This window comes from Streptomyces sp. NPDC005931, from assembly GCF_042871235.1.
Taxonomy (GTDB): domain Bacteria; phylum Actinomycetota; class Actinomycetes; order Streptomycetales; family Streptomycetaceae; genus Streptomyces.
Map to the genome: position 1 here is coordinate 491,099 of NZ_JBIAIG010000002.1, position 24,826 is coordinate 515,924.

Sequence of the window (24,826 nt, forward strand, 5' to 3'; positions counted from 1 at the left end):
GGCCCCGCCCGGGACGCGCGGGTCTCCGGCCGACAACGCGAAGGGGCCCGGCATCCGGGCCCCTTTCCCGTGCCTGCCGCGCCTGCACCGGCGGTCACGTGCCTGCCGCGCCCGCGCCCTCCGGTACCGCGCGCCCGGCCTGGATCAGGACGGCGGGTTGCCCGTCGAGACCTTGAGGGTGATCTCCGGCATGTCCGCCGGGTCGACGTCCGTACCGGGCGGTGGGAACTGGTCCCTGACCGAGCCCTCGCCGAAGGTGTTCTCGTCGACCTCGACGACCTTCATCTGCCAGCCGGCGGCCTGGAAGCACTCCTTGACCGACTTGATGTACTTGAACTTGAAGTTCGGGAGCTCGATCTTTTCAGGGTCGTTGTACGACTCCTGCGGCTCGGTGCACTCGTCCTTCTCGATCGTTTTCTTCGTGTCCGGCCCGCGGTAGCCCGGCCGCTTGTCGGGCGAGGCCGAGGCGCTGCTGCTGTTGCTGCCCCCGCCCGCCTTGTCCTCGGTGCCGCCGTTGTTGACCAGCAGCGCCGTGATCAGGCCGCCGACGGCCAGGAGCGACACCACGATCGAGCCGATGACGACCGGCCGGTTGCTCTTCCGGCCGCCCGGGGAACCCTGCCCCGGCCCCTGGGGCGAGATGGTGTACGGCGGCGGGGTCGACGGGCCCGGCTGCTGGGCGTACGGCGACGGGTGGGGCGTCTGGTACCCGCCCTGGTGCGGGTAGCCGTACGCCGGGGACTGGGGACCGTACGGGTTCGGTGCCGGGACCGGCTGGTACGGCGTCTGCACGTTGCCCGTTCCCGCCGGGGTCGCCTGGTCGACCGGCGGGAACACCGCGGAGCCGACGCCCGCGCCGCTCTGTCCCTGCGTGCCGGGGACGATGTTCGGCGGGGCAGGCTGGAAGGACTGGGCCACCCGCAGGCACTCGCCGCGCATCGCGTCCGCGCTGGGGAAGCGCTCGTTCGGGTTCTTCTTCAGGGCACGGGCGATCAGCGCGTCCACGGCCGGCGGCAGCGAGCGGTTGATCGAGGACGGAACCGGCGGCTCCTCCTGGACATGCGCGTAGGCGATCGCCAGCGGCGAGTCGGCGTCGAACGGCAGCCGCCCGGTCACCAGCTGGAACAGCATGATGCCGACCGAGTACAGGTCGGAGCGCGCGTCGACGCCGCGGCCGAGCGCCTGCTCCGGGGAGAGGTACTGCGGCGTGCCGACGACCATGCCGGTCTGCGTCATCGACGTCACGCCGGACTGCATGGCGCGGGCGATGCCGAAGTCCATGACCTTGACCACGCCGCGCTTGGTCATCATCACGTTGCCCGGCTTGATGTCGCGGTGGACCAGCCCCATCTCGTGGCTGATCTCGAGCGCGGCCAGCACGTCGGCGGTGATCTTCAGCGCCTTGTCGGCGGGCATCGCGCCGTACTGCCGCACGTCCTCGTCCAGCACCGAGCCGAGCGGACGGCCCTCGACGTACTCCATGACGATGTACGGCGTGGTCATGCCGTCGACGTCGTCCTCGCCGGTGTCGAAGACCGACACGATGTTGGTGTGCGTGAGCTTCGCCACGGACTGGGCCTCGCGGCGGAAGCGCTCGCGGAAGGCCTGTTCCCGGCCCAGTTCGGTGTGCAGGGTCTTGATCGCGACCTGACGGTCGAGCACGCTGTCGTAGGCGAGGTGCACCGACGCCATGCCGCCCTGGCCGAGCAGGTCCCGCAGTTGGTAGCGGCCGCCGGCGAGCGCCCGCCCCGCGTACCGGCCCTGTGCGCCGTCCTGGCTCATGTTCCGCGTCCCCCGCAGCCTCTCCGGCGCCGCCGACTGTGGCTGATCCGTTGTAGATCCAATGCGCTATTCCCGGCCAAGTCTGCCCCAGGCCACTGACACGTCAAGCGCGGTGCCCGTTCCGTGACCGTACGCGAAAGAAGCGTCGCGGAAGCGTTACAGGGGCCGTACGCCCGGCCCACGGAATTTGCACGACGGTGCGGGGTGCGGGTTTCATGGCCGATCCCGTCTCGTGCCCGTCCTGGCGCCCGTCTCGGACCGGAGGCTTGCGCGGAGGCTGTAGCGTGGCCGACGGAGACCGTAACAACACCGCGCGCACCGCGGGCAGAAACGACGGCGAGGACTGATGGCACAGCAGCAGCGCGCTCAGGGCCCGTCCGACCCCGAGGCGACTGGCGGCGGCACGTCGGAAGCGCCGGACAACTGGGGTAACGGCGGGCTTGTCGGCGACGGCCGGTACCGGCTGACCCACAGACTCGGCCGGGGCGGCATGGCGGAGGTGTTCGCCGCGGAGGACGTGCGGCTCGGGCGCACGGTGGCCGTGAAGCTGCTGCGCTCCGACCTCGCGGAGGACCCGATCGCCAAGGCGCGGTTCACCCGCGAGGCGCAGTCGGTGGCCGGTCTCAACCACCACGCGATCGTCGCCGTGTACGACTCCGGCGAGGACGTCGTGGGCGGCCAGTCGGTGCCGTACATCGTGATGGAGCTGGTCGAGGGCCGCACCATCCGAGACCTGCTGATCAACGCCGAGGCCCCCGGCCCGGAGCAGGCGCTGATCATCGTCTCGGGCGTGCTCGAGGCGCTGGCCTACTCGCACCAGCACGGCATCGTGCACCGCGACATCAAGCCGGCCAACGTCATCATCACCAACAACGGCGCCGTGAAGGTGATGGACTTCGGCATCGCCCGCGCCCTGCACGGCGCGTCCACGACGATGACGCAGACCGGCATGGTCATGGGCACCCCGCAGTACCTCTCGCCGGAGCAGGCGCTGGGCAAGGCCGTCGACCACCGGTCCGACCTGTACGCGACCGGCTGCCTGATGTACGAACTGCTGGCACTGCGGCCCCCGTTCACCGGTGAGACGCCGCTGTCGGTGGTCTACCAGCACGTCCAGGACATCCCCACGCCCCCGTCGGAGGCCTCGGACGCCTGCCCGCCGGAGCTGGACGGTCTGGTCATGCGCTCCCTCGCCAAGGAGCCCGACGACCGGTTCCAGACGGCCGAGGAGATGCGCGGACTGGTCCAGTACGCGCTCCAGATGCTCTACGACCAGGGCGGCCACACCGGGACCTGGAACACCGGCCCGGTGGAGATGCACGAGGGCCGCCACACCCCGGCGGCGGGCTTCGCCGGTACGGCCGTGATGCCGCACCCGGACGCCGCCGGCACGACGGCGATCCCGCAGCCGATCCTGCCCGCCGGTTACGGCAGCGGGGACGACGGCGGCTTCGAGGGCGGCGGCAACCAGGGCAGCGGCCGGGGCAAGCTGTGGATCCTCGCGGTGCTCGCGGTGATTGCCGTCGCCGCCGGTGTCGCCCTGGCGCTGAACAACGCCGGTGGCGGTGGCGGTGGGGGCAAGACGCCCTCCAAGTCGCCGTCCGTCTCGCAGAGCACCGAGGAGGAGAAGCCCAGCGAGACCCCGAGCGACGACCCGACCGAGGAGCCGGTCGACCCCGGCACGGGCGGCGACACCGGTTCGGGCACCGGCGGCAACTGGCCCCCGTCGTACACCCCGTCCGAGGAGCCGTCCCAGCCGCAGACCGAGGAGCCGACCGACCCGCCGACGGCCTCGCAGCCGACCGCGACGGGCGGCACGGACACCGGCGGCACGGACACCGGTGGCACGGACACCGGTGGCACCGACACGGGCGGCACCGACACCGGCGGTACGGACGCGGGCGGTACGGACGCGGGCGGGACCGACGCGGGCGGGACCGACGCCGGTGGGACCGACGCCGGTGGCGCGGTCAACGGCGGCACCGTCGACGGCGGTGCCGGCTGACCGGCGACCGGGCCACGGTCAGTCCGTGAACGCCCCGCAGACCGCCTCGTACTCCCTGGTCCACCACACCGCCAGGGCCGACGCGGCCGGGAACTGAGGGTCCGCACGGGTGTCACCCCGCTCGTAGTGCCAGCGGAGCATCCAGAAGTCGTTGAGGCGTTCCCACCACACGCGGTGTACCGCCGCGGCCAGCTCGGAGGGCGTGGCCCCGGCGGCGCGCCGGTACGCCCGGGCGTAGGACCGCACCTTCGGCAGGTCCAGCGTGCCGGCGGGCCGGACGAAGAAGATCGCCGCCGCGCGGACCGCCTCCTCCGCGCGGGGCTGCACCCCCAGCCGGTCCCAGTCGACGATCGCGGCGGGCGCGTCACCGCGGTAGAGCAGGTTGAACGGGTGGAAGTCCCCGTGCACCCAGCCCACCGCGCCCCCGTGGGGCGGGCGCCGGTCCGCGTGCCGCTCCAGCAGGGCACGCCGCTCCAGGAGCCGGTGGCGGGCGAGCTCGTCGAAGGAATCGGCGGGGCGGTGCCGACGCACGCGCCCGAGCAGGTCGTCGATCAGCGCGAAGGTGTCCGCCGGGTCCGCGCTCTCCGCCGGGGTGGCCCGTGCGCGCCCGTGCGCCGGCATCACGCGCTCCAGTCCCGCGTGCACCACCCCCAGGAGGGCACCCAGTCGCCCGCACTGTCCCGGCGTGAGCTGCCCGCCGTGCCGGTGCCGTCCGTCGATCCACGGGTGCAGGGCGTAGGCGTGGCCCCCGACGACCGCGACCGTGCGCCCGTCCCGGCCGGGCAGCGCGGGGGCCACCGGAACGCCCAGGGCGGCCAGGCGCCGGGTGGCCCGGTGCTGGCGCACGATGGCCGCCGGATCGGCGGTCTCGGGGTCGAAGTGGTACTTGAGGAAGTAGCGGCCGCGGGTGGTGCGCAGCCGGTAGCCGCGGTTGAGCAGGCCCTCGACGACCGGCTCGCAGGTGAGGGCAGAACCGGCGGCGTACCGGCGGAGCAGGGCGCCCAGTGGGGGCGCGTGAGATACAGGGGGTGGTACACGTAGCGGCGACACGCGCCAGATGCTAGGGGAACGCCCGACCCTGTGAGCTGCGCGTTGTCACAAGCTGTCATTTGTGGTCGCGGAGCGTGCCCGAATCGGCGCTCGCTCGGAATTCCGACTCTTCCCGTGCCAGGGGTGCGCGGGATAACGTGCCGTTGCTCCGGCCTCCTGCAAGGCTGTGACCAGCGCGCCTTCCAGGCCCTTCGGATTTACTTGGATATCCAAGCAAAAACGCAGGTCAGAGGGTGTTTCACAGATATGTGGAGCACTGGGTAACGTGCTTGTTGCAGGGCGCTCGCCGGGGCACCTGTCACGCCTGTTCCCGGTCGAGCGGCACCCACCCCGTGCCCGGTGGTCGAGAAACAGGTGAGCCGCACTGGCCTACCGGCAACCCCGGGGGCCGGACCGACGGAGGAGCACACGTGACCGTGGAGAGCACTGCCGCGCGCACACCGCGACGCAGCGCCGGGACCAAGGCCGGCGCCACCGGCACCAAGCGCACCACCAGCACGACCAAGAAGGCCACCGGCGCGGCGAGGAGCGCCGAGCCCGCCCTCGTCCAACTGCTGACCCCCGAGGGCAAGCGCGTCAAGAACGCCGAGTTCGACCAGTACGTCGCCGGTATCACCGCCGAGGAGCTCCGCGGCCTCTACCGCGACATGGTGCTCACCCGCCGCTTCGACGCCGAGGCCACCTCCCTGCAGCGCCAGGGCGAGCTGGGCCTGTGGGCCTCGCTGCTCGGCCAGGAGGCGGCGCAGATCGGCTCCGGCCGGGCCCTGCGCGACGACGACTACGTCTTCCCCACCTACCGTGAACACGGCGTGGCCTGGTGCCGCGGGGTGAACCCGACCAACCTGCTCGGCATGTTCCGCGGCGTCAACAACGGCGGCTGGGACCCGAACGGCAACAACTTCCACCTCTACACGATCGTCATCGGCTCGCAGGCCCTGCACGCCACCGGCTACGCCATGGGTATCGCCAAGGACGGCGCGGACAGCGCGGTGATCGCCTACTTCGGCGACGGCGCCTCCAGCCAGGGCGACGTGGCCGAGGCGTTCACCTTCTCCGCGGTCTACAACGCCCCCGTGGTGTTCTTCTGCCAGAACAACCAGTGGGCCATCTCCGAGCCGACCGAGAAGCAGTCCCGCGTCCCGCTGTACCAGCGTGCGCAGGGCTTCGGCTTCCCGGGCGTGCGGGTGGACGGCAACGACGTCCTGGCGAACCTGGCCGTCACCAAGTGGGCCCTGGAGCGGGCCCGCAGCGGTGAGGGACCGACGCTGATCGAGGCGTTCACCTACCGCATGGGCGCCCACACCACCTCCGACGACCCCACCCGCTACCGGGGCGACGAGGAGCGGCTGGCCTGGGAGGCCAAGGACCCGATCCTGCGCCTGCGCCGCTACCTCGAGGCGTCCAACCACGCGGACGAGGCGTTCTTCGCGGAACTGGAGACCGAGTCCGAGGCGTTGGGCAGGCGAGTGCGCGAGGCGGTCCGTGCCATGCAGGACCCGGACCACTTCGCCATCTTCGAGAACGTGTACGCGGACGGACACGCCCTCGTGGACGAGGAGCGGGCACAGTTCGCCGCATACCAGGCGTCGTTCGCCGACGCGGACGGGGGTAAGTGACATGGCGGAGAAGATGGCCCTGGCCAAGGCGATCAACGAGTCGCTGCGCCGCGCCCTGGACACGGACCCCAAGGTCCTCGTCATGGGTGAGGACGTGGGCAAGCTCGGCGGCGTCTTCCGCGTGACGGACGGCCTCCAGAAGGACTTCGGCGAGAGCCGCGTCATCGACACCCCGCTCGCCGAGTCGGGCATCGTGGGTACCGCGATCGGCCTCGCCCTGCGCGGCTACCGCCCGGTGGTGGAGATCCAGTTCGACGGTTTCGTCTTCCCGGCGTACGACCAGATCGTCACCCAGCTCGCGAAGATGCACGCCCGCTCGCTGGGCAAGGTCAAGCTGCCCGTCGTCGTGCGCATCCCCTACGGCGGCGGCATCGGCGCGGTCGAGCACCACTCCGAGTCCCCGGAGTCGCTCTTCGCGCACGTCGCCGGCCTGAAGATCGTCTCGCCGTCGAACGCGTCGGACGCGTACTGGATGATGCAGCAGGCCATCCAGAGCGACGATCCGGTGATCTTCTTCGAGCCCAAGCGGCGCTACTGGGACAAGGCCGAGGTCGACACCGACGCCATCCCCGGTCCGCTGCACACCGCGCGCGTGGTCCGCGAGGGCACCGACCTGACGCTGGCGGCCTACGGCCCGATGGTGAAGCTCTGCCAGGAGGTCGCCGACGCGGCGGCCGAGGAGGGCCGCTCCCTCGAGGTGCTGGACCTGCGCTCGGTCTCCCCGCTCGACTTCGACTCCATCCAGGCGTCGGTGGAGAAGACCCGCCGTCTGGTCGTCGTCCACGAGGCGCCGGTGTTCTTCGGCTCCGGCGCGGAGATCGCCGCGCGGATCACGGAGCGGTGCTTCTACCACCTGGAGGCCCCGGTACTGCGGGTGGGCGGCTACCACGCCCCGTACCCGCCGGCCCGCCTGGAGGAGTCCTACCTCCCGGACCTGGACCGGGTGCTGGACGCCGTCGACCGCTCGCTGGCGTACTGAGGAGAAGGTCGTGACGACGATGACGAACGCGTCCGTACGCGAGTTCAAGATGCCGGACGTGGGCGAGGGCCTCACCGAGGCCGAGATCCTCAAGTGGTACGTCCAGCCCGGCGACACGGTCACCGACGGCCAGGTGGTCTGCGAGGTCGAGACGGCGAAGGCGGCCGTCGAGCTGCCCATCCCCTACGACGGCGTGGTCCGCGAGCTGCACTTCCCCGAGGGCACCACCGTGGACGTGGGCACGTCCATCATCGCGGTGGACGTCTCCGGCGGCGCGGCACCGGCCGAGGAGGCGCCCGCCGCCGAGACGGCGGCCCCACAGCAGGAGGAGGAGCCGAAGGCCGAGGGTTCGGGCCGCCAGCCGGTGCTGGTCGGCTACGGCGTGGCGACGTCCTCCACGCGCCGCCGTCCGCGCAGGACCGCGGAGGTCCCCGCCCAGGCGGCGGCGGCCGTCCCGACGGAGCTGAACGGCCACGGCCCGGCGCCCGCCCCGGCCGCGGCTGCCGCCGCGGCCCCCGCCCAGCAGCGCCCGCTGGCCAAGCCGCCGGTGCGCAAGCTGGCGAAGGACCTCGGCGTCGACCTGGCGTCGGTCGTCCCGACCGGCCCGGACGGCATCATCACCCGTGAGGACGTCCACGCGGCGGTGGCCCCGCCCCAGGCACCTGAGCCCCAGGCACCGGCGCCCGTGTCCGCCCCCGCGGCCCCGGCGGCCCCCGCGCCGGTGTCCTACGACACCGCCCGCGAGACCCGCGTCCCGGTCAAGGGCGTGCGCAAGGCCACCGCGGCGGCGATGGTCGGCTCGGCGTTCACCGCACCGCACGTCACCGAGTTCGTGACGGTCGACGTGACGCGCACGATGAAGCTGGTCGAGGAGCTCAAGCAGGACAAGGAGTTCGCGGGCCTGCGCGTGAACCCCCTGCTGCTGATCGCCAAGGCCCTGCTGGTCGCCATCAAGCGCAATCCGGACATCAACGCGTCGTGGGACGAGGCGGCCCAGGAGATCGTGGTCAAGCACTACGTCAACCTGGGCATCGCGGCGGCCACTCCGCGCGGTCTGATCGTGCCGAACATCAAGGACGCGCACGTCCAGACGCTGCCGCAGCTGGCCGAGTCCCTGGGCGAGCTGGTGGCCACGGCGCGGGAGGGCAGGACCTCGCCGTCCGCGATGCAGGGCGGCACGGTCACCATCACCAACGTCGGCGTTTTCGGCGTCGACACCGGCACGCCGATCCTCAACTCCGGCGAGTCCGCGATCCTCGCGGTCGGCTCCATCAAGCCCCAGCCGTGGGTGCACAAGGGCAAGGTGAAGCCCCGTCAGGTCACCACCCTGGCGCTGAGCTTCGACCACCGCCTGGTCGACGGCGAGCTGGGCTCGAAGGTCCTGGCGGACGTCGCCGCGATCCTGGAGCAGCCCAAGCGGCTGATCACCTGGGCGTGACGTCGGGCCCGGGTCCGCGCCGGACCCGGGCCCGACGACGAGGGGCGGCCCCCACCACCGGTGGGGGCCGCCCCTCGCGTTGCAGCGGGTCACCAGGGCCCGGAACACCATCACGAGCCGGCGCGCGTCCGCGCGGAAACTCTCGTCGCTCGGCAGCGCCGCGCTCACCGCCCGCGAGCCCGTGGGACAGTGCGCGGCCGGCGCCTGCAGGGCCCTGGGCAGATGGGCGGTCATGTCCTCCGGCGGGGCGTCCTCGCGCACGCCCAGGTCGGCCGGACAAGGGCTGACCCGCACCAGCCCGTCCCGGCACTCCACGACCCGGCGGCAGCAGTGCCGGGTCGTCACCCACGCGGACAGCACCTCCCGCGGGGTCACCGCCCCGCCGGTTCCACCCCCACGAGGACGAACAGCCGATTCGGCAGGTCGATCCCCGGGAGCATCGCCGCGAGGCCCGGGAACGGTGGGCGACCCGCGGGCGGGGCTGCCGAATCCTCCACGGCAGCGGCCCGCGGCACCGCACGACGACGTGCTGGACACCGGCAGGCGGGCCGCCCTGCGCGAGGCCACCGAGCAGTTGCCGGCCCGGTCCGCGGTGGCCTGATCACCCCTCGCGTCACGGCGCCCGCGCACCGGCACGCGCCGGAGGCCGCCGACCCCGTCGGTCGGCGGCCCCCGGGCGGATGCGGGCGGGCGGGCCGGCGGCCCGGATCCGCGGGTCTCAGATCCTGGAGAATCCGTAGGTCATGAGCTTCTTGGCGTCCGTCTCGCGCTGGGTGGCGGAGGAGGAGGCCAGGACCGTGCCGATGACCGTCTTGCCGTTGCGGGTGGCGGCGAAGACCAGGCAGTACTTGGCCTCGGGGCCCGAGCCGGTCTTCACGCCGATCGTGCCGCTGTAGTTCTTGAGCAGCGTGTTCGTGTTGGTCCACGGCGCCATCACGCGGGTGCTGCCCGTCTTGGTGATCGTCTTCGCCGTGTACGACTTGGTCTTCACGATCGAGCGGAACGTGGAGCTCTTCATCGCGCTGGAGGCGATCTTCGTCAGATCGCGCGGCGTGGAGTAGTTCGCGCCGTTGCCGATGCCGTCGAACGAGTCGAAGTGGGTGTTCTTCAGGCCCAGGCTCTTCGCGTCGGCGTTCATCTTGCCGATGAAGGACTTCACGCGATCGGCGCGGGTCGTGCCCGTGCCGAACTTGTCGGCGAGCGCGTACGCCGCGTCGCAGCCGGACGGCAGCATCAGACCGTACAGCAGCTGGCGCACGGTCACCTTGTCGCCGACGATCAGCCGCGCGGACGACGCGTTCTTCGACACGATGTAGTCGCTGTACGCCTTCCGGATGGTGACCTTGGCGTCGAGGTTCAGGTTCTTCTGCGCGAGCACGACCTTCGCGGTCATGATCTTCGTCGTCGAGCCGGTCGACCGGCGTGTGTCCGCCGCCTTCGAGTACAGCGACGCGCCGCCCGAGTTGTTCATCACGTAGCCGCCCTTGGCGACGATCGTGGGAGCGGTGGCGGCCTGCGCGGGCGCCGAGTAGAGGGCTCCGGAGGCGAGCATGGCGCCGGTGGTCATGGCGACGCCGGCGGCTCTGCGAAGGCGGACGCCCTGAATGCCGTTCTTCAAGTGAGGTACCCCGATTACGTTGAATGCCCCAGTGCTGCGGCGAAGTTGAGGTGCGACCGCAGACGGCCGCATGAGTCTGACTCGCGGGTGGTGCGGATGGTTGTGCGGGAAGAGGGGTGCAATTGCGCCGACTTAGGGGCCCCGCGGTCCGCATGGCGGACGGATCCGCCCATGCGTACGTGTTGTATCTATCCTGTCGGCATGAGCCTGGCCGCAGTGAAGCAACCCCCCGCCGCCGACCGCGTGTACACCCACGTCAAGGACGGCGTCCTGGAGCGCCGTTACGAGGGCGGGATCCTGCTCACCGAGGGGGAGCTGGCCGAGGCCGTCGGCGTGTCCCGCACCCCCGTGCGAGAGGCGCTGCTGCGGCTGGAGGCCGAGGGACTGATCCGGCTCTACCCGAAGAAGGGCGCCCTCGTCCTGCCCGTCTCCGCGCAGGAGATCGCGGATGTCGTCGAGACCCGGCTGCTGGTGGAGGAACACGCCGCCAGGAAGGCCGTGCCCGCGCCACCCGGACTCATCGAGCGCCTCGAGCACCTGCTCGCCCGGCAGCAGGAACAGGCCGCCGCCGGGGACTTCGCCGCGGCCTCGGTCACCGACCGCTGCTTCCACGCCGAGATCGTCCGCAGCGGCGGCAACGAGATCCTCTCCCGCCTCTACGACCAGCTCCGCGACCGCCAGCTGCGCATGGGCGTCGCCGTCATGCACTCCCACCCCGACCGCATCGCCAAGACCCTCGCCGAGCACGAGGAGATCCTCCGGGCGCTGCGCTCCGGTGACGCGGAGGCGGCCGTCGCGGTCGTCCACCGGCACGTCGGCTGGTTCTCCCACCTGGCCCGCGGGGAGGTGCGGTGAGCGCCGCGAGCGGCACCGCCCCGGCCGGTGATCCCCCGGGCGGGCGGCGCGCCCTCGCCGTGTGGGGGATCGGCGTCTGCGTCTACTTCGTGGCGGTCATCTTCCGCACGTCCCTGGGCGTGGCCGGCCTCGACGCCGCCGACCGCTTCGGTGTCAACGCCTCGGCGCTGTCCACCTTCTCCATCCTCCAGCTGCTGGTCTACGCGGGCATGCAGATACCGGTCGGCCTGCTCGTGGACCGGCTCGGCACCAAGCGGGTGCTGGGCATCGGCGTCGTGCTGTTCACTGCGGGGCAGCTCGGCTTCGCCTTCTCCCCGTCGTACGGCATGGCGCTCGCCTCGCGTGCGCTGCTCGGCTGCGGGGACGCGATGACCTTCATCAGCGTGCTGCGGCTGGGCACCCGGTGGTTCCCGGCCCGGCGCGGACCGCTGGTCGGTCAGCTTGCGGGGCTGGCCGGCATGGCGGGCAACCTCGTCTCCACCCTCGTCCTCGCCCGGTTGCTGCACGGCGTCGGCTGGACGGCGGCCTTCGCGGGCAGCGCGGTCGCGGGCGCCGTGGTGTTCGTGCTGCTGGTGCTGTTCCTGCAGGACCACCCCGAGGGCCACGAGCCTGCCTCCGCCCCGCACCGGGGCGCCGCCTACGTACGCCGCCAGATCACCGCCTCCTGGCGCGAGCCGGGGACGCGGCTGGGGCTGTGGGTGCACTTCACCACGCAGTTCCCGGCGATGGTGTTCCTGCTGCTGTGGGGCATGCCGTTCCTGGTCGAGGCGCAGGGGCTGTCCCGGTCCACGGCGGGTGAGTTGCTCACCCTCGTGGTGCTGTCCAACATGGGCTTCGGGCTGCTCTACGGCCAGATCGTCGCCCGGCACCACGGGGCGCGCCTCCCGCTGGCGCTGGGCACGGTGGCGGCGACGGCGCTGCTCTGGGCGGCCACGCTGGCCTACCCGGCCGACACGGCGCCGATGTGGCTGCTGGTCGTGCTGTGCGCGGTGCTGGGTGCCTGCGGCCCGGCCTCGATGATCGGCTTCGACTTCGCCCGCCCGGCCAATCCGCCCGAGCGGCAGGGCACGGCCTCGGGGATCACCAACATGGGCGGCTTCGTCGCCTCCATGGTCACCCTGTTCGCGGTCGGCGTGCTGCTGGACGCCACGGGCGGGGCGTACTCGGTCGCCTTCTCCGCGGTGTTCGTGATCCAGGCGTTCGGCGTCGCCCAGATCCTGCGACTGCGGCGGCGGGCGGCGCGGCGGGAGCGCGAGCGGCTGGTGGCGAGCCGGGTCGAGACGGTGCACGTGCCCGCGTAGGGAACCGGCGGGGCGGGGGCGTTCCGGGGGCTGCCGCCCCCGGACCCCGCCGGCGGCCCGCACGGCACCTGCCTCGAGCGCCGCACGGGCTGCCTACCCGGGCCGCTGGGGCTACTTGGTCACCGCGAAGTGCCGCAGGATCGCGCCCGCAAGGTCCGGGTCGCCCTCCGTCTTCACGCGGTCGGACACCGCCTCCGGGGTCACCCGGCCGCAGGCCAGGCGGACGTAGGTCTCCCAGTCGAGGGTGAGGGTGGCGGCGGGGCCCAGCGCGGGGGCGGTCTCCAGGGTGCCGCGGCCCTGGATGTCCACGCGGATGGTGCGCAGGAACTCCACCGGGCCGTGCACGTCGACGACCACCGCCGAACTGCGCGGTGCCTGGGCGAGCTCGGCCACCACGCGGGGCAGCTCGGCCAGCAGCACGTCGCGGGCGACGTGGGCGCCGGGGGAGTCGAGGTGGCCCGGGCGGCCCAGGGCGGTGCGCAGGTCCTGCTCGTGCGCCCACACGTCGAAGGCGTGCCGGCGCATGGACTCCTCCAGCGTCAGCTCCGTGCCGAGGGGGCCGCGCACCTTGGCGCCGGGGTCCCGCGACTCGTTGCGCAGCTGGCGGTTGCGGCGGATGATCATGTACTCCAGCTCGGAGGTCATCTCCGGCGCCGTGTGGTGGCGGCGCACGTCGACCTGCATCTCCGTGTACCGCTGGTGGTCGTTGGTGACATGGAAGAGGTCGCGCGGCAGGGTGTGGATGGGACGCGGGTCGCCGAGCATCTCGGAGTCCAGGCCGATGACGTGCGAGACCACGTCACGGACCGACCACCCCGGGCACGGCGTCCGCCGGTTCCAGTCGGCCTCCGCGAGCGGCTGCACGAGTTCGGATATCGCTTCGATGGAGTGGGTCCAGGCGTCGGCGTAGGGCTGGAGGGTGGGATGCAGACTCACGGAACGGGACCCCTCGGCGGTCGGTACACGGGCAGGTTGTGGCGGCGGTGCCAGTGGGCGGTGGCTGCACTCGGCGGGTGTCTCGGGAGGCTAAGTTACGCTGCTGCGAGGCACCCCGGCAGTGCTTTCGTGTGACGATCGTAGGCCCGTGTGGACGGCTCGAATGCCAGGACGGTGGTAGTGTGCGCGCCTCTTTGCTCCAGATCTCCGTGGACGAGGGCGAATCGGTCGCATCGCGCCGGCGCCGGACAGCGGATCTGGTACGGGATCAGGCCGCGTCCGACCTGGTGGTGCTGCCGGAGCTGTGGACCACGGGCGCCTTCGCCTACGAGCAGTTCGGGCGCGAGGCCGAGCCGCTCGAGGGGCCGACCTTCGAGGCGATGGCCGGGGCCGCGAGCGACGCGGGCGTGTGGCTGCACGCGGGCTCGATCCCCGAGCGGGACCGGGACGGCACGCTCTACAACACCTCGCTCGTCTTCTCCCCCGCCGGTGACCTGGCCGCGCGCTACCGCAAGATCCACCGCTTCGGCTTCGACAAGGGCGAGGCCGTGCTGATGGGCGCCGGCGAGGCACGGGTGACGGTGCGTCTGCCGCAGACCACGCTGGGCGTGGCGACCTGCTACGACCTCCGTTTCCCCGAACTCTTCCGCTCTCTCGTGGACGACGGCGCCGAGACCCTGGTGATCCCGGCGGGCTGGCCGGAACGGCGCCGGACCCACTGGACACTGCTGGCACGGGCCCGGGCCGTGGAGAACCAGTCGTTCGTCCTCGCCTGTGGAACGGCCGGGACGCACGCGGGGGTTCCGCAGGCCGGTCACTCGATCGTGGTGGATCCCTGGGGCGAGGTCCTGGCCGAGGCGGGCGCCGGCGAGGAGGTCCTCACCGTGGACTTCGACCCGGCCCGCGTGGCGGCGACCCGGGAGCAGTTCCCGGCGCTCAAGGACCGCGTCCTGGGCCTCGAGGCCCCGCGGCGTCAGGACCCCGGCGCTCCCCCCGGCACGTGACGGACAGGCAGAACGGGTGCCCGGCCGGGTCGGCGAAGATCCGCCAGCCGCGGCCCTGCGGCAGACCGTCGTCCAGCACCCTGGCACCGAGGGCCGTGACCTGCTCCTGCGCGCGGTCGAGATCCGGCACGCCGAAGTCCAGGTGGAACTGCTGGGGCACGGCCGGGTCCGGCCAGGTCGGCGGGCGGTGGTCCGCCGCCCGCTGGAAGGCCAGGACCAGCCCCGACGGCGTGTGCAGCGTCGACCAGTCCGCGCCCAGCCCCCACCACCGCGGGTCCGGCCGGTTCACCTCGCCTCCGCACAGCTCACGGTAGAACGCGGCGAGCCGCACCGGGTCGGGACAGTCCAGCACCACGCACTGAAGGTCGGCGATCACGGAGCCAGCCTATGCGGCACACCCCGCCCGGGCCGCTATTCCTCCCGCTCCCGGTCCGCCAGGTGGATCACGCACACCGCCACCGCGAGCAGCAGCGCCGGGTCCGCGTCCTCGCGGACGATGTCGACGCCGTAGGTGTCCCGGACGTGGAGCCACCGGCGGGAGACCACGGCCAGCAGTTCGCCGTCGTACTCCACGGCGAACTCCCGGTCGAGGATCCTGCCGCTGACGTCCAGCTCGGTGCCGTCGGCCAGGGACACGCGGTAGTGGTTGCGCAGCAGGGACAGGTGCTTGCGCCGCAGCGTCGCCAGGGGCTCGCCGCCGCGTTCGATCACCATCGTGTCCCGCAGGGCGAACATCTTCTTGTGGATGTCGACGAGGACGCGCCCGTCGGCGTCCTTCAGCTCGAAGGTGTCCCGCAGCCGCAGCGCCTTGCCGTCGACGAGGAAGACCCTCTCGCCGTGCTCGTCCTCGATCCAGTAGTCGTCGCCGACACCGAGGATCCGTTCCCGCACCAGGAGTCTCATGGGACCAGGGCTTCCCCGCCCGCCGCCGGGAAACGCCGCCGATAGGCCGACGGACTGAGTCCCGTCTCGCGCCGCAGGCGCACGCGGAGGTTCGCCGCGGTGCCCAGACCGCTGCGGGCCGCCACCACGTCCAGCCGCGCCTCGCCCCGCTCGATGAGCCGGCAGGCCAGCGCCACCCGCTCCCCCGTCAGCCACGCCAGCGGAGTCGTCCCGAGCTGCGCACGGAAGCGCCGGTGCAGGGTGGCCGGGCTGACCGCGGCGCGGGCCGCCAGGTCGGCCACGGTCAGTGGTTCGCCGAGGCGTTCCTGAGCCCATGCCAGCAGCGGTCCCAGCGACTCGTCCGGCACCGGCGGAACGGGCCGCTCCACGAACTGCCGCTGCCCGCCGTCCCGGTGCGCGGCGAAGACCAGCCGCCGGGAGACCGCGCCCGCGACCTCGGCGCCGTGGTCCGTCCGCCACAGGTGCAGGCCCAGGTCGAGCGCGGCCGAACTGCCCGCGGCGGTCAGCACGTCACCGTCGTCCACGAACAGCACGTCCGGCTCCAGCAGCACGTTCGGGTGCAGTTCCCGGAAGGACCGCGCCCACATCCAGTGGGTCGTCGCGCGGCGCCCGTCGAGCAGGCCCGCCTCGGCGAGCGCGAACGTGCCGGTGCAGAAGCCGACGACGCGGGCGCCCCGCGCGTGCGTGCGCCGGATCGCCTCGAGGACGGGCTCACCGCGCGGTACGACGTTGTCCGGCCGTCCCGGCACGACGAGCGTGTCGGCCTCGTCCACGGCGTCCAGGCCCGCGATCCCGGTCATCGTGAAGAAGCCGTGGTTCATCGGCACCTCGGGCGTGGGAGCGCACAGCCGCACCTCGTACAGCGGCCGTGGATGTCCCAGTTCGGGCCGCGGCAGACCGAACAGCTCGGTGGCCACGCCGACCTCGAACGGATTGGTGCCCTCGTCGACGATCACGGCGACCCGGTGCGGGCGCGGCGGCTGAGAGGATCCTTGCGGCATACGCGATTTCTAGCACTCGCGGTGCCCGTGCACCACGGCCGACGATGACCGCATGACACGAGAACCCGTCGCTCTCGACCGCGCCCTCGCCTCCTTCGACCAGCGGTGGAGCCCCCGCATCGTCACCACCGTCAACGACTACGACGTACGCGTCGCCAAGGCCGAGGGCGAGCACGTGTGGCACGTGCACGACCACACCGACGAGTTCTTCCTCGTCCTCGACGGCGAACTGCACATCGCCCTGCGGGAGCCCGCCGGCGAGCGCACCGTCGTCCTGCCCAGGGGGTCCCTCTTCACCGTGCCGCGCGGCACGGAGCACAAGCCGTACGCCCCCGTCCCCACCGCCCTGCTCGTGTTCGAACCCACCGGCACCCTCACCGTCGGCGACCGCCACGACGACGTGCCCGGCCACGTGGACGCGACGACGGGCCACGCGCTGGACTGAGCACGGGCCGCGCGCCGGACTGAGCACGGTCCACGCGCTGGACCGAGCAGGGGCACGCGCCGCACTGAGCACGGGGCACCGGTGACGTCCGGGACAACGGCGAGGGCGCGGGAGCCGATCGCTCCCGCGCCCTCGCACTCGACCCCGCCGCCGGGGAAGAGCCGTGGGTCCCGCACGCCGTCAGACGCCGTACCCGTCGCTGTAGCCGTCACGGTGCGGCCGGGTGTCGTCGACGACCGGCGTGGCGGGCGGTACGACGACCCGGCGGCGCCGGGCGATGCTGCTGAAGGTCGCGACGCCGATCAAGCCGACGATCATGAAGATGATGCCGACCAGGTCCAGGTTGACTCCCTGCATGTCCCAGTCGGTCGCGAACGTGAGGATTGCTCCCACGGCGATGAGGATGATGCATCCGCCGAGGCCCATGAGTGTCGCCTCCCTGTCCGGTCTCTCCGGTCGTCACCGGGTACCCGGACCGCCCGCACTCATGCGCCGCGGCGGAGCACGCCGGTCGCCGGCTAGCCGTCCAGGAACGCCAGCAGCGCGTTCGCCAGCAGGAACGGGTCCTGGGCGCCGCACAGTTCGCGCGCACTGTGCATCGACAGGATGGCCACGCCGATGTCGACGGTGCGGATGCCGTGCCGGGCCGCGGTGATGGGGCCGATGGTGGTGCCGCAGGGCATGGAGTTGTTGGAGACGAACGACTGGAAGGGCACGCCCGCCTTCTCGCAGGCCGCCGCGAACACCGCCCGGCCCGAACCGTCCGTCGCGTAGCGGTTGTTGACGTTGACCTTGAGGATGGGCCCGCCGTCGACGCGCGGGTGGTGCGTCGGGTCGTGCCGTTCCGCGTAGTTGGGGTGCACCGCGTGGCCCGTGTCGGAGGACAGGCAGACGGTGCCGGCGAAGGCACGCGCCCGGTCCTCGTACGAGCCACCGCGCGCGAACACCGACCGCTCCAGTACCCCGCCGAGCAGCGGCCCGTCGGCGCCGGTGTCCGACTGGGAGCCGTTCTCCTCGTGGTCGAAGGCGGCGAGCACGGGGATCCCGGTCAGCTCGGCGCCGCGCGCGGCCGCCGCGGCGAGCGCCGCCGTGCCGGCGTGCACGGACAGCAGGTTGTCCATGCGTGGCCCGGCCACCAGCTCCCGGTCGCGGCCGAGGTAGGCGGGCGGCTCCACGGAGTGCACCATCAGGTCCCAGCCGGTGACCTCGCCGGCCGGGAGACCGGCGGTCTCCTCCAGGAAGGCGATCAGGTCGCCGTCACGCACGTCGTCGCCCAGGCCCCAGACCGGCTGCGTGTGGCGCTGCTTGTCGAGCTTGAGGCCGTCGGAGTTCACCGCGCGGTCCAGGTGGATGGCGAGCTGCGGGACGCGCAGCAGCGGCCGGTCCACGTTCACCAGCCGGCTCGAGCCGTCCCGCAGCGACAGCCGGCCGGCGAGGCCGAGATCGCGGTCGAGCCAGGAGTTGAGCAGCGGCCCGCCGTAGATCTCCACGGCGAGCTGGCGCCAGCCGTGTGCCCCGCTGTCGGGCCGCGGCTTGACCCGCAGGTTGGGGGAGTCGGTGTGGGCACCGACGATCCGGAACGGCGTGTGCGGGGCGGCGCCCTCGGGGACGTACCAGGCGACGATCGCGCCACCGCGCAGCACGTACTTGCCGCCGCTGGTCCCGTCCCAGGCGTCCGTCTCGGCGACCTGCCGGAAACCGGCCTTCTCCAGCCGCTCGGCGGCGTTCGCCACGGCGTGGTACGGCGTGGGGCTCGCCGCGAGGAAGGTCATGAGGTCGTCGGTGTGACCGCGGTCGAAGCGGGAGGGTTCGCTCATGGGTTCACCTTAACGAGGACGAGGGCCCGCTCCCCGGTATGGGAGCGGGCCCTCGTGGGCCTGGTGCGGGGCGGGCCTAGAAGGCGGCCTCGTCCAGCTCCATCAGGTCCAGGTCGACACCCTCGGCGACCTTGCGGGCCAGGGTGACGCCGGGCAGCACGTTGGCCGCGAAGAACTTCGCCGCGGCGATCTTGCCGGTGTAGAACGCCCGGTCCTTGGCGGAGGCGGTCTCGAGCTTCTCGGCGGCGATCGCGGCGCCCTTGAGCAGCAGGTAGCCGACGATCACGTCACCGGAGGCCATCAGCAGGCGGGTGGTGTTGAGGCCCACCTTGTAGATGTTCTTGACGTCCTGCTCGGTGGCCGCGAGGTCGGTGAGCATCAGGCCGACGATGGCCTCCAGCTCGACGGCGGCCTTGGCGAGGTGCTCGCGGGCCCCGGCCAGCTCCTCGCCGCCGGTACCGAGCGCCAGGAACTTCTTGATGTCCTCGGCGAGGGAGTTCAGCGCCGCGCCCTGGTTGCGGACGATCTTCCGGAAGAAGTAGTCCTGGCCCTGGATCGCGGTGGTGCCCTCGTAAAGGGTGTCGATCTTGGAGTCCCGGATGTACTGCTCGATCGGGTACTCCTGGAGGAAGCCGGAGCCGCCGAAGGTCTGGAGCGACTGGGCGAGCTGCTCGTACCCCTTCTCCGAGCCGTAGCCCTTGACGATGGGCAGGAGCAGGTCGTTCAGCGCGTGCTCGGTGGAGACGTCCTCGCCCGCGGCCTCCTTGACGGCAATGGCGTCCTGGATCGAGGCGGTGTAGAGGACGAGGGCGCGCATGCCCTCCGCGTACGCCTTCTGCGTGATCAGCGAACGGCGCACGTCGGGGTGGTGGGTGATGGTGACCTTGGGCGCGGTCTTGTCCATGAAGTTGGCCAGGTCCGGGCCCTGGACGCGCTCCTTGGCGTACTCCAGCGCGTTGAGGTAGCCCGTCGACAGCGTCGAGATCGCCTTCGTGCCGACCATCATGCGGGCGAACTCGATGATGCGGAACATCTGGCGGATGCCGTCGTGCTTGTCACCGATCAGCCAGCCCTTGGCGGGGTGCTTGTCACCGAACGTCATCTCGCAGGTGTTGGACGCCTTCAGGCCCATCTTGTGCTCGACGTTCGTGGCGTAGACGCCGTTGCGCTCGCCCAGCTCGCCGGTCTCGAAGTCGAAGAGGTACTTCGGGACGAGGAAGAGCGACAGGCCCTTGGTGCCGGGGCCGGCGCCCTCGGGACGCGCGAGCACGTAGTGGAGGATGTTTTCCGACATGTCGTGCTCACCGGAGGTGATGAAGCGCTTCACGCCCTCGATGTGCCAGGAGCCGTCCTCCTGCTGCACGGCCTTGGTGCGGCCGGCGCCCACGTCCGAGCCGGCGTCCGGCTCGGTGAGCACCATGGTGGAGCCCCACTGCTTCTCGACCGCGATCTGGGCGATCTTCTTCTGGACGTCGTTGCCCTCCTCGTGGAGGATGCCGGCGAAGGCCGGGCCGGAGGAGTACATCCACACGGCCGGGTTGGCGCCCAGGATCAGCTCCGCGTAGGACCAGATCAGCGACGGGGGAGCGGTGGTGCCGCCGATGGCCTCGGGCAGGCCGAGGCGCCAGTACTCGGAGTCCATGAAGGCCTGGTAGCTCTTCTTGAAGGACGCGGGGACCGGCGCGGTGTTGGTCTCCGGGTCGAAGACCGGAGGGTTGCGGTCGGCGTCGGCGAAGGACTCGGCCAGCTCGTTCTCCGAGAGGCGGGTCATTTCTTCGAGGATGCTCTTCGCGGTCTCGACGTCCATCTCCTCGAACGGGCCGGTGCCGTACAGCTTGTCGCGCCCGAGTACTTCGAAGAGGTTGAACTCGATGTCGCGGAGATTCGACTTGTAGTGCCCCATGGCAGACGGCTCCGTTAGAGAAGGATCGGCGAGGGACGGTGCCTCGCGCCTAGTTCACGTACCAAACAAGTGGCTCCGATGATGCTACCCGTCGGTAATAAGAAGCAACCCCGATCCGGACATCTGTGACCCAGCCCTCTCGGGGGTCAGTAGTCTGTGGGGCATGTACGGCTACGACCAGAACGTCGGTGCACAGCAGGGCTACGTCCCGCCGCAGCAGCAGATGCCGGGCGGGTACGGACAGCAGCCGCCGCTGTACCCGGAGCCGTCCCCGCCCTCGCTCGCCGACGCGGTGCGCGCGTTCACCACGGGCCAGATGGCCGCCGAGGACTTCCAGCAGGTCTTCGCGACGTCCAAGGTGTACTGCCCGCGCGGCGACAACCCCGGATTCCTCGCCCTGCACAACACCCAGCAGCCGGTGATCCCCATGTTCACCTCGCTCAAGGAACTGCGTCGGTACGCCGGCAAGGAGTCCAAGTACTTCGTGATCACCGGCGCCGAGGTGATCGACCTGCTGCCGACCGGCTACGGCTTCGTCCTCGACATGGAGGGCGAGCACCGGATGGTGTTCGACGCCAAGGCCGTGGAGCAGATGGTCGAGTTCGCGATGCGGCGGATGTACGGCTAGCCGTCGCGTGCGTGTGGCGGACGGCCGGTTCAGGACGCCCGGCGAACCGTGGAAGCCCGGAGGGAATGCCCTCCGGGCTTCCTCTGTTGGGGGTGGCAGAAAGTTCAACGCTCAACTAAACTGAGCGTACCCGAGGAGGTACCGACATGCCCGCAGTGACCGTCGAGAACCCGCTGACGCTGCCCCGAGTGACCGCGCTCGCCGATGCCCCGGCACGTCCCGTGCTCGCCGTCACGACCGCCCCGAGCGGTTTCGAGGGAGAGGGCTTCCCGGTGCGCCGGGCGTTCGCGGGGATCAACTACCGCCATCTCGACCCGTTCATCATGATGGACCAGATGGGCGAGGTGGAGTACGCGCCGGGCGAGCCCAAGGGCACTCCCTGGCACCCGCACCGCGGCTTCGAGACCGTCACCTACATCATCGACGGGATCTTCGACCACCAGGACTCCAACGGCGGTGGCGGCACCATCACCAACGGCGACACCCAGTGGATGACCGCCGGCGCGGGCCTGCTGCACATCGAGGCCCCGCCGGAGCACCTGGTGACGTCGGGTGGCCTCTTCCACGGCCTCCAGCTGTGGGTGAACCTGCCGGCCAGGGACAAGATGATGCCGCCGCGCTACCAGGACATCCGCGGCGGCAACGTCCAGCTGCTCACCACGCCCGACGGCGGCGCGCTGCTGCGGGTCATCGCCGGTGAGCTGGACGGCCATCAGGGTCCCGGCATCACGCACACGCCGATCACGATGATCCACGCGACCCTGGCGCCGGGTGCGGAGATCACCCTGCCGTGGCGGGAGGACTTCAACGGGCTGGCGTACGTGCTGGCGGGCAAGGGCTCCGTCGGTGCCGAGCGCCGCCCGATCCACCTCGGCCAGACGGCGGTCTTCGGCGCGGGCGGCTCCCTGACCGTGCGGGCGGACGAGAAGCAGGACTCCCACACCCCCGACCTGGAGGTCGTCCTCCTCGGCGGCCGACCCATCCGGGAGCCGATGGTCCACTACGGCCCGTTCGTGATGAACACCAAGGACGAGCTGATGCAGGCCTTCGAGGACTTCCAGAAGGGCCGCCTGGGCACGATCCCCGCGGTGCACGGGATGACCGAGGGCGGACTGTAGGACCTCGCGACCCAGGTGTGGGAAAGCCCCGTCCGGTGCCGACGGGGCTTCTCCCGCTCGTCGGGAGGCCGGTGGAGGAGTGGCGAGCCGTCCGAGGCCGCCTGTCAGCGGGGTGGTCGCAGGTGCTGGGGGCAGGCGCTCCATCCGGACGGCAGGCCCCTAGCGGTCCCCCGGCCCGTCGCCGTCGGGCCCGTCGCCGTCGGGCCTGTCCCCGTCCGGCTCGTACAGCTCGAACCAGATGCTCTTGCCCTCGCCGCGCGGGTCGACGCCCCAGGCGTGGGCGAGGAGGTCCATCAGGACCAGACCACGGCCCGAGGAGGCCAGTTCTCCGGGGCGGCGTTTGTGCGGGAGGTCGTCGCCCGCGTCGGTGACCTCGATGCGCATGCGGCGGCCGTCCCGGTCGCCGGTGACCTCGGCCACCAGCAGCGCGTCGGCGTCGGTGTGGACGAGGACGTTGGTCAGCATCTCCGACAGCAGCAGGACCGCCGAGTCCACCTGGTCCGGCGAGGACCAGTCGTGCAGCAGTTCCCGTAGTTGCTGCCGGGCCGCCGCGACCCGCTCCGGCTCGGCCTGGGCCACGGTCAGCGCGGTGCGCCGCACCGGCGGCCGTACCGTGTCCGCGTCGGCGCCGCAGCCGCACCCCTCGCCCTGCCGGCACAGCAGCATCATCGCGATGTCGTCCTCGCGACGGTCGGCCAGCGGACCGGTGCTGTGGTGGGAGGAGGGGCCGTGCACCGCATGGACCAGGGCGTCGGCCAACTCCTCCAGATTGCCCCGGTGCTCCTCCAGCACCCGGCGCAGCCGCTGCCAGCCGCTCTCCAGGTCGTGGCCTCCGGTCTCGATCAGGCCGTCCGTGCAGATCAGCATGGTCTCGGCGGACTCCAGGATCAGCCGGGTCGTGGGGTAGTCGGCGTCCGGGTCGATGCCCAGCGGCAGCCCGCCCGCCGTCGGCCGGGTCAGCACCGTCGCGTCGGCCATGCGGATCACCGGGTCCGGGTGACCGGCGCGGGCGATCTCCAGCACCCCGCTCACGGGGTCCACCTCGATGTACAGACAGGTCGCGAAGCGCGGCTCCGCGGGGTCCGCCTCGCCGATCCCGTGCAGGAAGCGGGAGGCGCGGGAGAGCACCGCGTCGGGCCGGTGCCCCTCGGAGGCGTATGCCCGCAGAGCTATCCGCAGTTGGCCCATCAGCCCGGCCGCCCGGACGTCGTGGCCCTGCACGTCCCCGATGACCAGTGCGAACCGTCCGCTCGGCAGCGGGATCACGTCGTACCAGTCGCCGCCGACCTGGAGCCCGCCGCCGGTGGGGACGTACCGGGCGGCGACGCTCATGCCGGGGATGCGCTGCGGGCCGACCTTCGGCAGCATCGAGCGCTGGAGCCCGTCGGTCAGCGCCCGCTCGCTCTCGGCCGTGCCCGCCCGGGACAGGGCCTGGGCCAGCATCCGCGCCACGGTGGTCAGCACCGAGCGCTCGTCCGGGGTGAAGGCCACCGGGTAGGCGAAGCCCGCCATCCACGCACCCATCGGCCGTCCGGCCACGGTCAGCGGCAGGAACGCCCAGGACTGGCGGCCGAAACGCTGGGCCAGCGGCCAGGTGAGCGGATAGCGGGCCTTGTACTGCTCGGGCGAGGACAGATAGACCGCACGGCCCGTCCGTACCACCTCGGCGGCCGGGTAGTCCGTGTCCAGCGGCATGTACGTGAAGGGGCCCTCGTCGCCCGGCTCGTGCCCGTGGTGGCCGATGATCGTGAGCCGGTCGCCCTCCACGCCGAACACCGCGAGCCCGTCCGGGGAGAACCCCGGCATCGACAGGTTGGCCGCGACCCGCAGCACCTCCTCGGTCGACCGCGCCTCGGCCAGTGCCCGGCCCGCGTCCAGCAGGAACGCCTCCCGCGACCGGCGCCAGTCCCCGGTGACCGCGCTGCGCCCGGCGGCCGTGCCCGGTCTCGGCTCGGTGACCTCCTGGAGCGTTCCGGTGAGCACGTACGCCTTGCGCCCGGTGTCGAAGGACGGCTTGGAGCGGCTGCGCACCACGCGGACGACCCGCCCCTGGGCGTCCATGACCCGGATCCGTACCTCGGCGAGCGTACCCTCGGCGACGGCGAGCTGGATCACCCCGGTGATCTCGTTCCAGTCGACCGGGTGGAGCCGGGACCGCACCTGGGGTTCGGTGAGCGTGACCCGCGCCGCGGGCAGCCCCAGCAGCCGGGCGGCCTCGGCGTCGACAGTGACCTGCCCGGCCGCGGTGTCCCAGTGCCACAGTCCGGTGTCGAGGGCGGTGAGGACGTCCTCCACCGAGGGCAGGGGCTCAGTGCGCATTGCCCCACTTTATGGAGAGTGCGTCGAACGGTGCCACCGAAGTGGCGCACATGCTCGAAAGAAAGGACGGGGAGGCGATCTTGGGGCGGCCGGTAGGCTTGGGGGGAG

22 protein-coding genes are annotated in these 24,826 nt (G+C 71.8%); 11 read left to right on the top strand and 11 right to left on the bottom strand.

What is annotated here, in order from left to right; translation table 11 throughout:
- Window positions 1–144: 144 nt before the first annotated feature.
- The gene (locus ACFYOV_RS06220) at window positions 145–1,782 is read right to left on the bottom strand and encodes a protein kinase (protein WP_389083411.1); all 1,638 of its coding nucleotides are present in this window, start codon (window positions 1,780–1,782) and stop codon (window positions 145–147) included.
- A gap of 346 nt (window positions 1,783–2,128) precedes the next feature.
- Between ACFYOV_RS06220 and ACFYOV_RS06225 the strand changes: the two genes are divergently transcribed.
- Window positions 2,129–3,787, top strand: a complete 1,659-nt coding sequence (locus ACFYOV_RS06225) for a protein kinase (protein WP_389083413.1) — start codon at window positions 2,129–2,131, stop codon at window positions 3,785–3,787.
- Between the two features lie 18 nt (window positions 3,788–3,805).
- Here ACFYOV_RS06225 and ACFYOV_RS06230 read toward each other — a convergent pair whose 3' ends face one another.
- Window positions 3,806–4,837, bottom strand: coding sequence for a phosphotransferase (locus ACFYOV_RS06230; RefSeq protein ID WP_389083416.1), 1,032 nt, complete (start codon window positions 4,835–4,837; stop codon window positions 3,806–3,808).
- Between the two features lie 410 nt (window positions 4,838–5,247).
- Here ACFYOV_RS06230 and pdhA point away from each other — a divergent pair, with 410 nt between their 5' ends.
- From pdhA to ACFYOV_RS06250, 4 genes are all read left to right on the top strand, one after another.
- Entirely contained in the window at window positions 5,248–6,453 is a 1,206-nt protein-coding gene (gene pdhA, locus ACFYOV_RS06235; protein WP_389083419.1) for a pyruvate dehydrogenase (acetyl-transferring) E1 component subunit alpha, read from the top strand.
- A gap of 1 nt (window position 6,454) precedes the next feature.
- Window positions 6,455–7,432, top strand: coding sequence for an alpha-ketoacid dehydrogenase subunit beta (locus ACFYOV_RS06240; protein WP_389083421.1), 978 nt, complete (start codon window positions 6,455–6,457; stop codon window positions 7,430–7,432).
- A gap of 10 nt (window positions 7,433–7,442) precedes the next feature.
- Window positions 7,443–8,870, top strand: coding sequence for a dihydrolipoamide acetyltransferase family protein (locus tag ACFYOV_RS06245; RefSeq protein ID WP_389083423.1), 1,428 nt, complete (start codon window positions 7,443–7,445; stop codon window positions 8,868–8,870).
- A gap of 460 nt (window positions 8,871–9,330) precedes the next feature.
- Entirely contained in the window at window positions 9,331–9,471 is a 141-nt protein-coding gene (locus ACFYOV_RS06250) for a hypothetical protein (RefSeq protein ID WP_389083425.1), read from the top strand.
- 117 nt (window positions 9,472–9,588) lie between these two features.
- On the opposite strand, the gene ACFYOV_RS06255 is transcribed toward ACFYOV_RS06250, so the two are convergent.
- Complete coding sequence (locus ACFYOV_RS06255; RefSeq protein WP_389083427.1) at window positions 9,589–10,488, bottom strand: D-alanyl-D-alanine carboxypeptidase family protein; 900 nt, start codon at window positions 10,486–10,488, stop codon at window positions 9,589–9,591.
- A 201-nt stretch (window positions 10,489–10,689) separates the two neighbouring features.
- On the opposite strand from ACFYOV_RS06255, the gene ACFYOV_RS06260 reads away from it, so the two are divergent.
- Complete coding sequence (locus ACFYOV_RS06260; RefSeq protein WP_389083429.1) at window positions 10,690–11,343, top strand: GntR family transcriptional regulator; 654 nt, start codon at window positions 10,690–10,692, stop codon at window positions 11,341–11,343.
- The gene (locus ACFYOV_RS06265) at window positions 11,340–12,644 is read left to right on the top strand and encodes a nitrate/nitrite transporter (protein ID WP_389083432.1); all 1,305 of its coding nucleotides are present in this window, start codon (window positions 11,340–11,342) and stop codon (window positions 12,642–12,644) included. Before ACFYOV_RS06260 ends, ACFYOV_RS06265 begins: the two co-directional genes overlap by 4 nt.
- Before the next feature lie 111 nt (window positions 12,645–12,755).
- On the opposite strand, the gene ACFYOV_RS06270 is transcribed toward ACFYOV_RS06265, so the two are convergent.
- Window positions 12,756–13,580 carry a maleylpyruvate isomerase family mycothiol-dependent enzyme gene (locus ACFYOV_RS06270; RefSeq protein ID WP_389083435.1) on the bottom strand — a complete coding sequence of 275 codons (825 nt, stop codon included), beginning with the start codon at window positions 13,578–13,580 and terminating at the stop codon, window positions 12,756–12,758.
- A 182-nt stretch (window positions 13,581–13,762) separates the two neighbouring features.
- Between ACFYOV_RS06270 and ACFYOV_RS06275 the strand changes: the two genes are divergently transcribed.
- Entirely contained in the window at window positions 13,763–14,584 is an 822-nt protein-coding gene (locus ACFYOV_RS06275; protein ID WP_389083437.1) for a carbon-nitrogen family hydrolase, read from the top strand.
- Here ACFYOV_RS06275 and ACFYOV_RS06280 read toward each other — a convergent pair.
- From ACFYOV_RS06280 to ACFYOV_RS06290, 3 genes are read right to left on the bottom strand one after another with little or no spacing between them, the layout of a single operon-like run.
- Window positions 14,517–14,960, bottom strand: a complete 444-nt coding sequence (locus ACFYOV_RS06280; protein WP_389083440.1) for a VOC family protein — start codon at window positions 14,958–14,960, stop codon at window positions 14,517–14,519. The genes ACFYOV_RS06275 and ACFYOV_RS06280 overlap by 68 nt on opposite strands.
- Before the next feature lie 35 nt (window positions 14,961–14,995).
- Window positions 14,996–15,487, bottom strand: a complete 492-nt coding sequence (locus ACFYOV_RS06285) for an LURP-one-related/scramblase family protein (protein WP_389083442.1) — start codon at window positions 15,485–15,487, stop codon at window positions 14,996–14,998.
- Complete coding sequence (locus ACFYOV_RS06290) at window positions 15,484–16,488, bottom strand: GlxA family transcriptional regulator (protein ID WP_389083445.1); 1,005 nt, start codon at window positions 16,486–16,488, stop codon at window positions 15,484–15,486. The genes ACFYOV_RS06285 and ACFYOV_RS06290 overlap by 4 nt, the downstream gene beginning before the upstream one ends.
- 52 nt (window positions 16,489–16,540) lie before the next feature.
- Here ACFYOV_RS06290 and ACFYOV_RS06295 point away from each other — a divergent pair, with 52 nt between their 5' ends.
- Window positions 16,541–16,933 (top strand): cupin domain-containing protein, encoded by a 393-nt coding sequence (locus ACFYOV_RS06295; protein WP_389083448.1) that lies wholly within the window; start codon window positions 16,541–16,543, stop codon window positions 16,931–16,933.
- Window positions 16,934–17,113: 180 nt separating this feature from the next.
- On the opposite strand, the gene ACFYOV_RS06300 is transcribed toward ACFYOV_RS06295, so the two are convergent.
- From ACFYOV_RS06300 to ACFYOV_RS06310, 3 genes are all read right to left on the bottom strand, one after another.
- Window positions 17,114–17,359, bottom strand: a complete 246-nt coding sequence (locus ACFYOV_RS06300) for a DUF6458 family protein (protein ID WP_389083450.1) — start codon at window positions 17,357–17,359, stop codon at window positions 17,114–17,116.
- A gap of 92 nt (window positions 17,360–17,451) precedes the next feature.
- Window positions 17,452–18,750 carry a M18 family aminopeptidase gene (locus ACFYOV_RS06305; protein WP_389083453.1) on the bottom strand — a complete coding sequence of 433 codons (1,299 nt, stop codon included), beginning with the start codon at window positions 18,748–18,750 and terminating at the stop codon, window positions 17,452–17,454.
- A 76-nt stretch (window positions 18,751–18,826) separates the two neighbouring features.
- Entirely contained in the window at window positions 18,827–20,653 is a 1,827-nt protein-coding gene (locus tag ACFYOV_RS06310; protein ID WP_389083455.1) for an acyl-CoA dehydrogenase, read from the bottom strand.
- Window positions 20,654–20,816: 163 nt separating this feature from the next.
- Here ACFYOV_RS06310 and ACFYOV_RS06315 point away from each other — a divergent pair, with 163 nt between their 5' ends.
- Together ACFYOV_RS06315 and ACFYOV_RS06320 are read left to right on the top strand one after the other, a co-directional pair.
- Window positions 20,817–21,281, top strand: coding sequence for an SseB family protein (locus tag ACFYOV_RS06315; RefSeq protein WP_389083458.1), 465 nt, complete (start codon window positions 20,817–20,819; stop codon window positions 21,279–21,281).
- Window positions 21,282–21,427: 146 nt separating this feature from the next.
- Complete coding sequence (locus ACFYOV_RS06320) at window positions 21,428–22,399, top strand: pirin family protein (RefSeq protein ID WP_389083460.1); 972 nt, start codon at window positions 21,428–21,430, stop codon at window positions 22,397–22,399.
- 159 nt (window positions 22,400–22,558) lie between these two features.
- Here ACFYOV_RS06320 and ACFYOV_RS06325 read toward each other — a convergent pair whose 3' ends face one another.
- Entirely contained in the window at window positions 22,559–24,718 is a 2,160-nt protein-coding gene (locus tag ACFYOV_RS06325; RefSeq protein ID WP_389083462.1) for a SpoIIE family protein phosphatase, read from the bottom strand.
- Window positions 24,719–24,826: the final 108 nt, after the last annotated feature.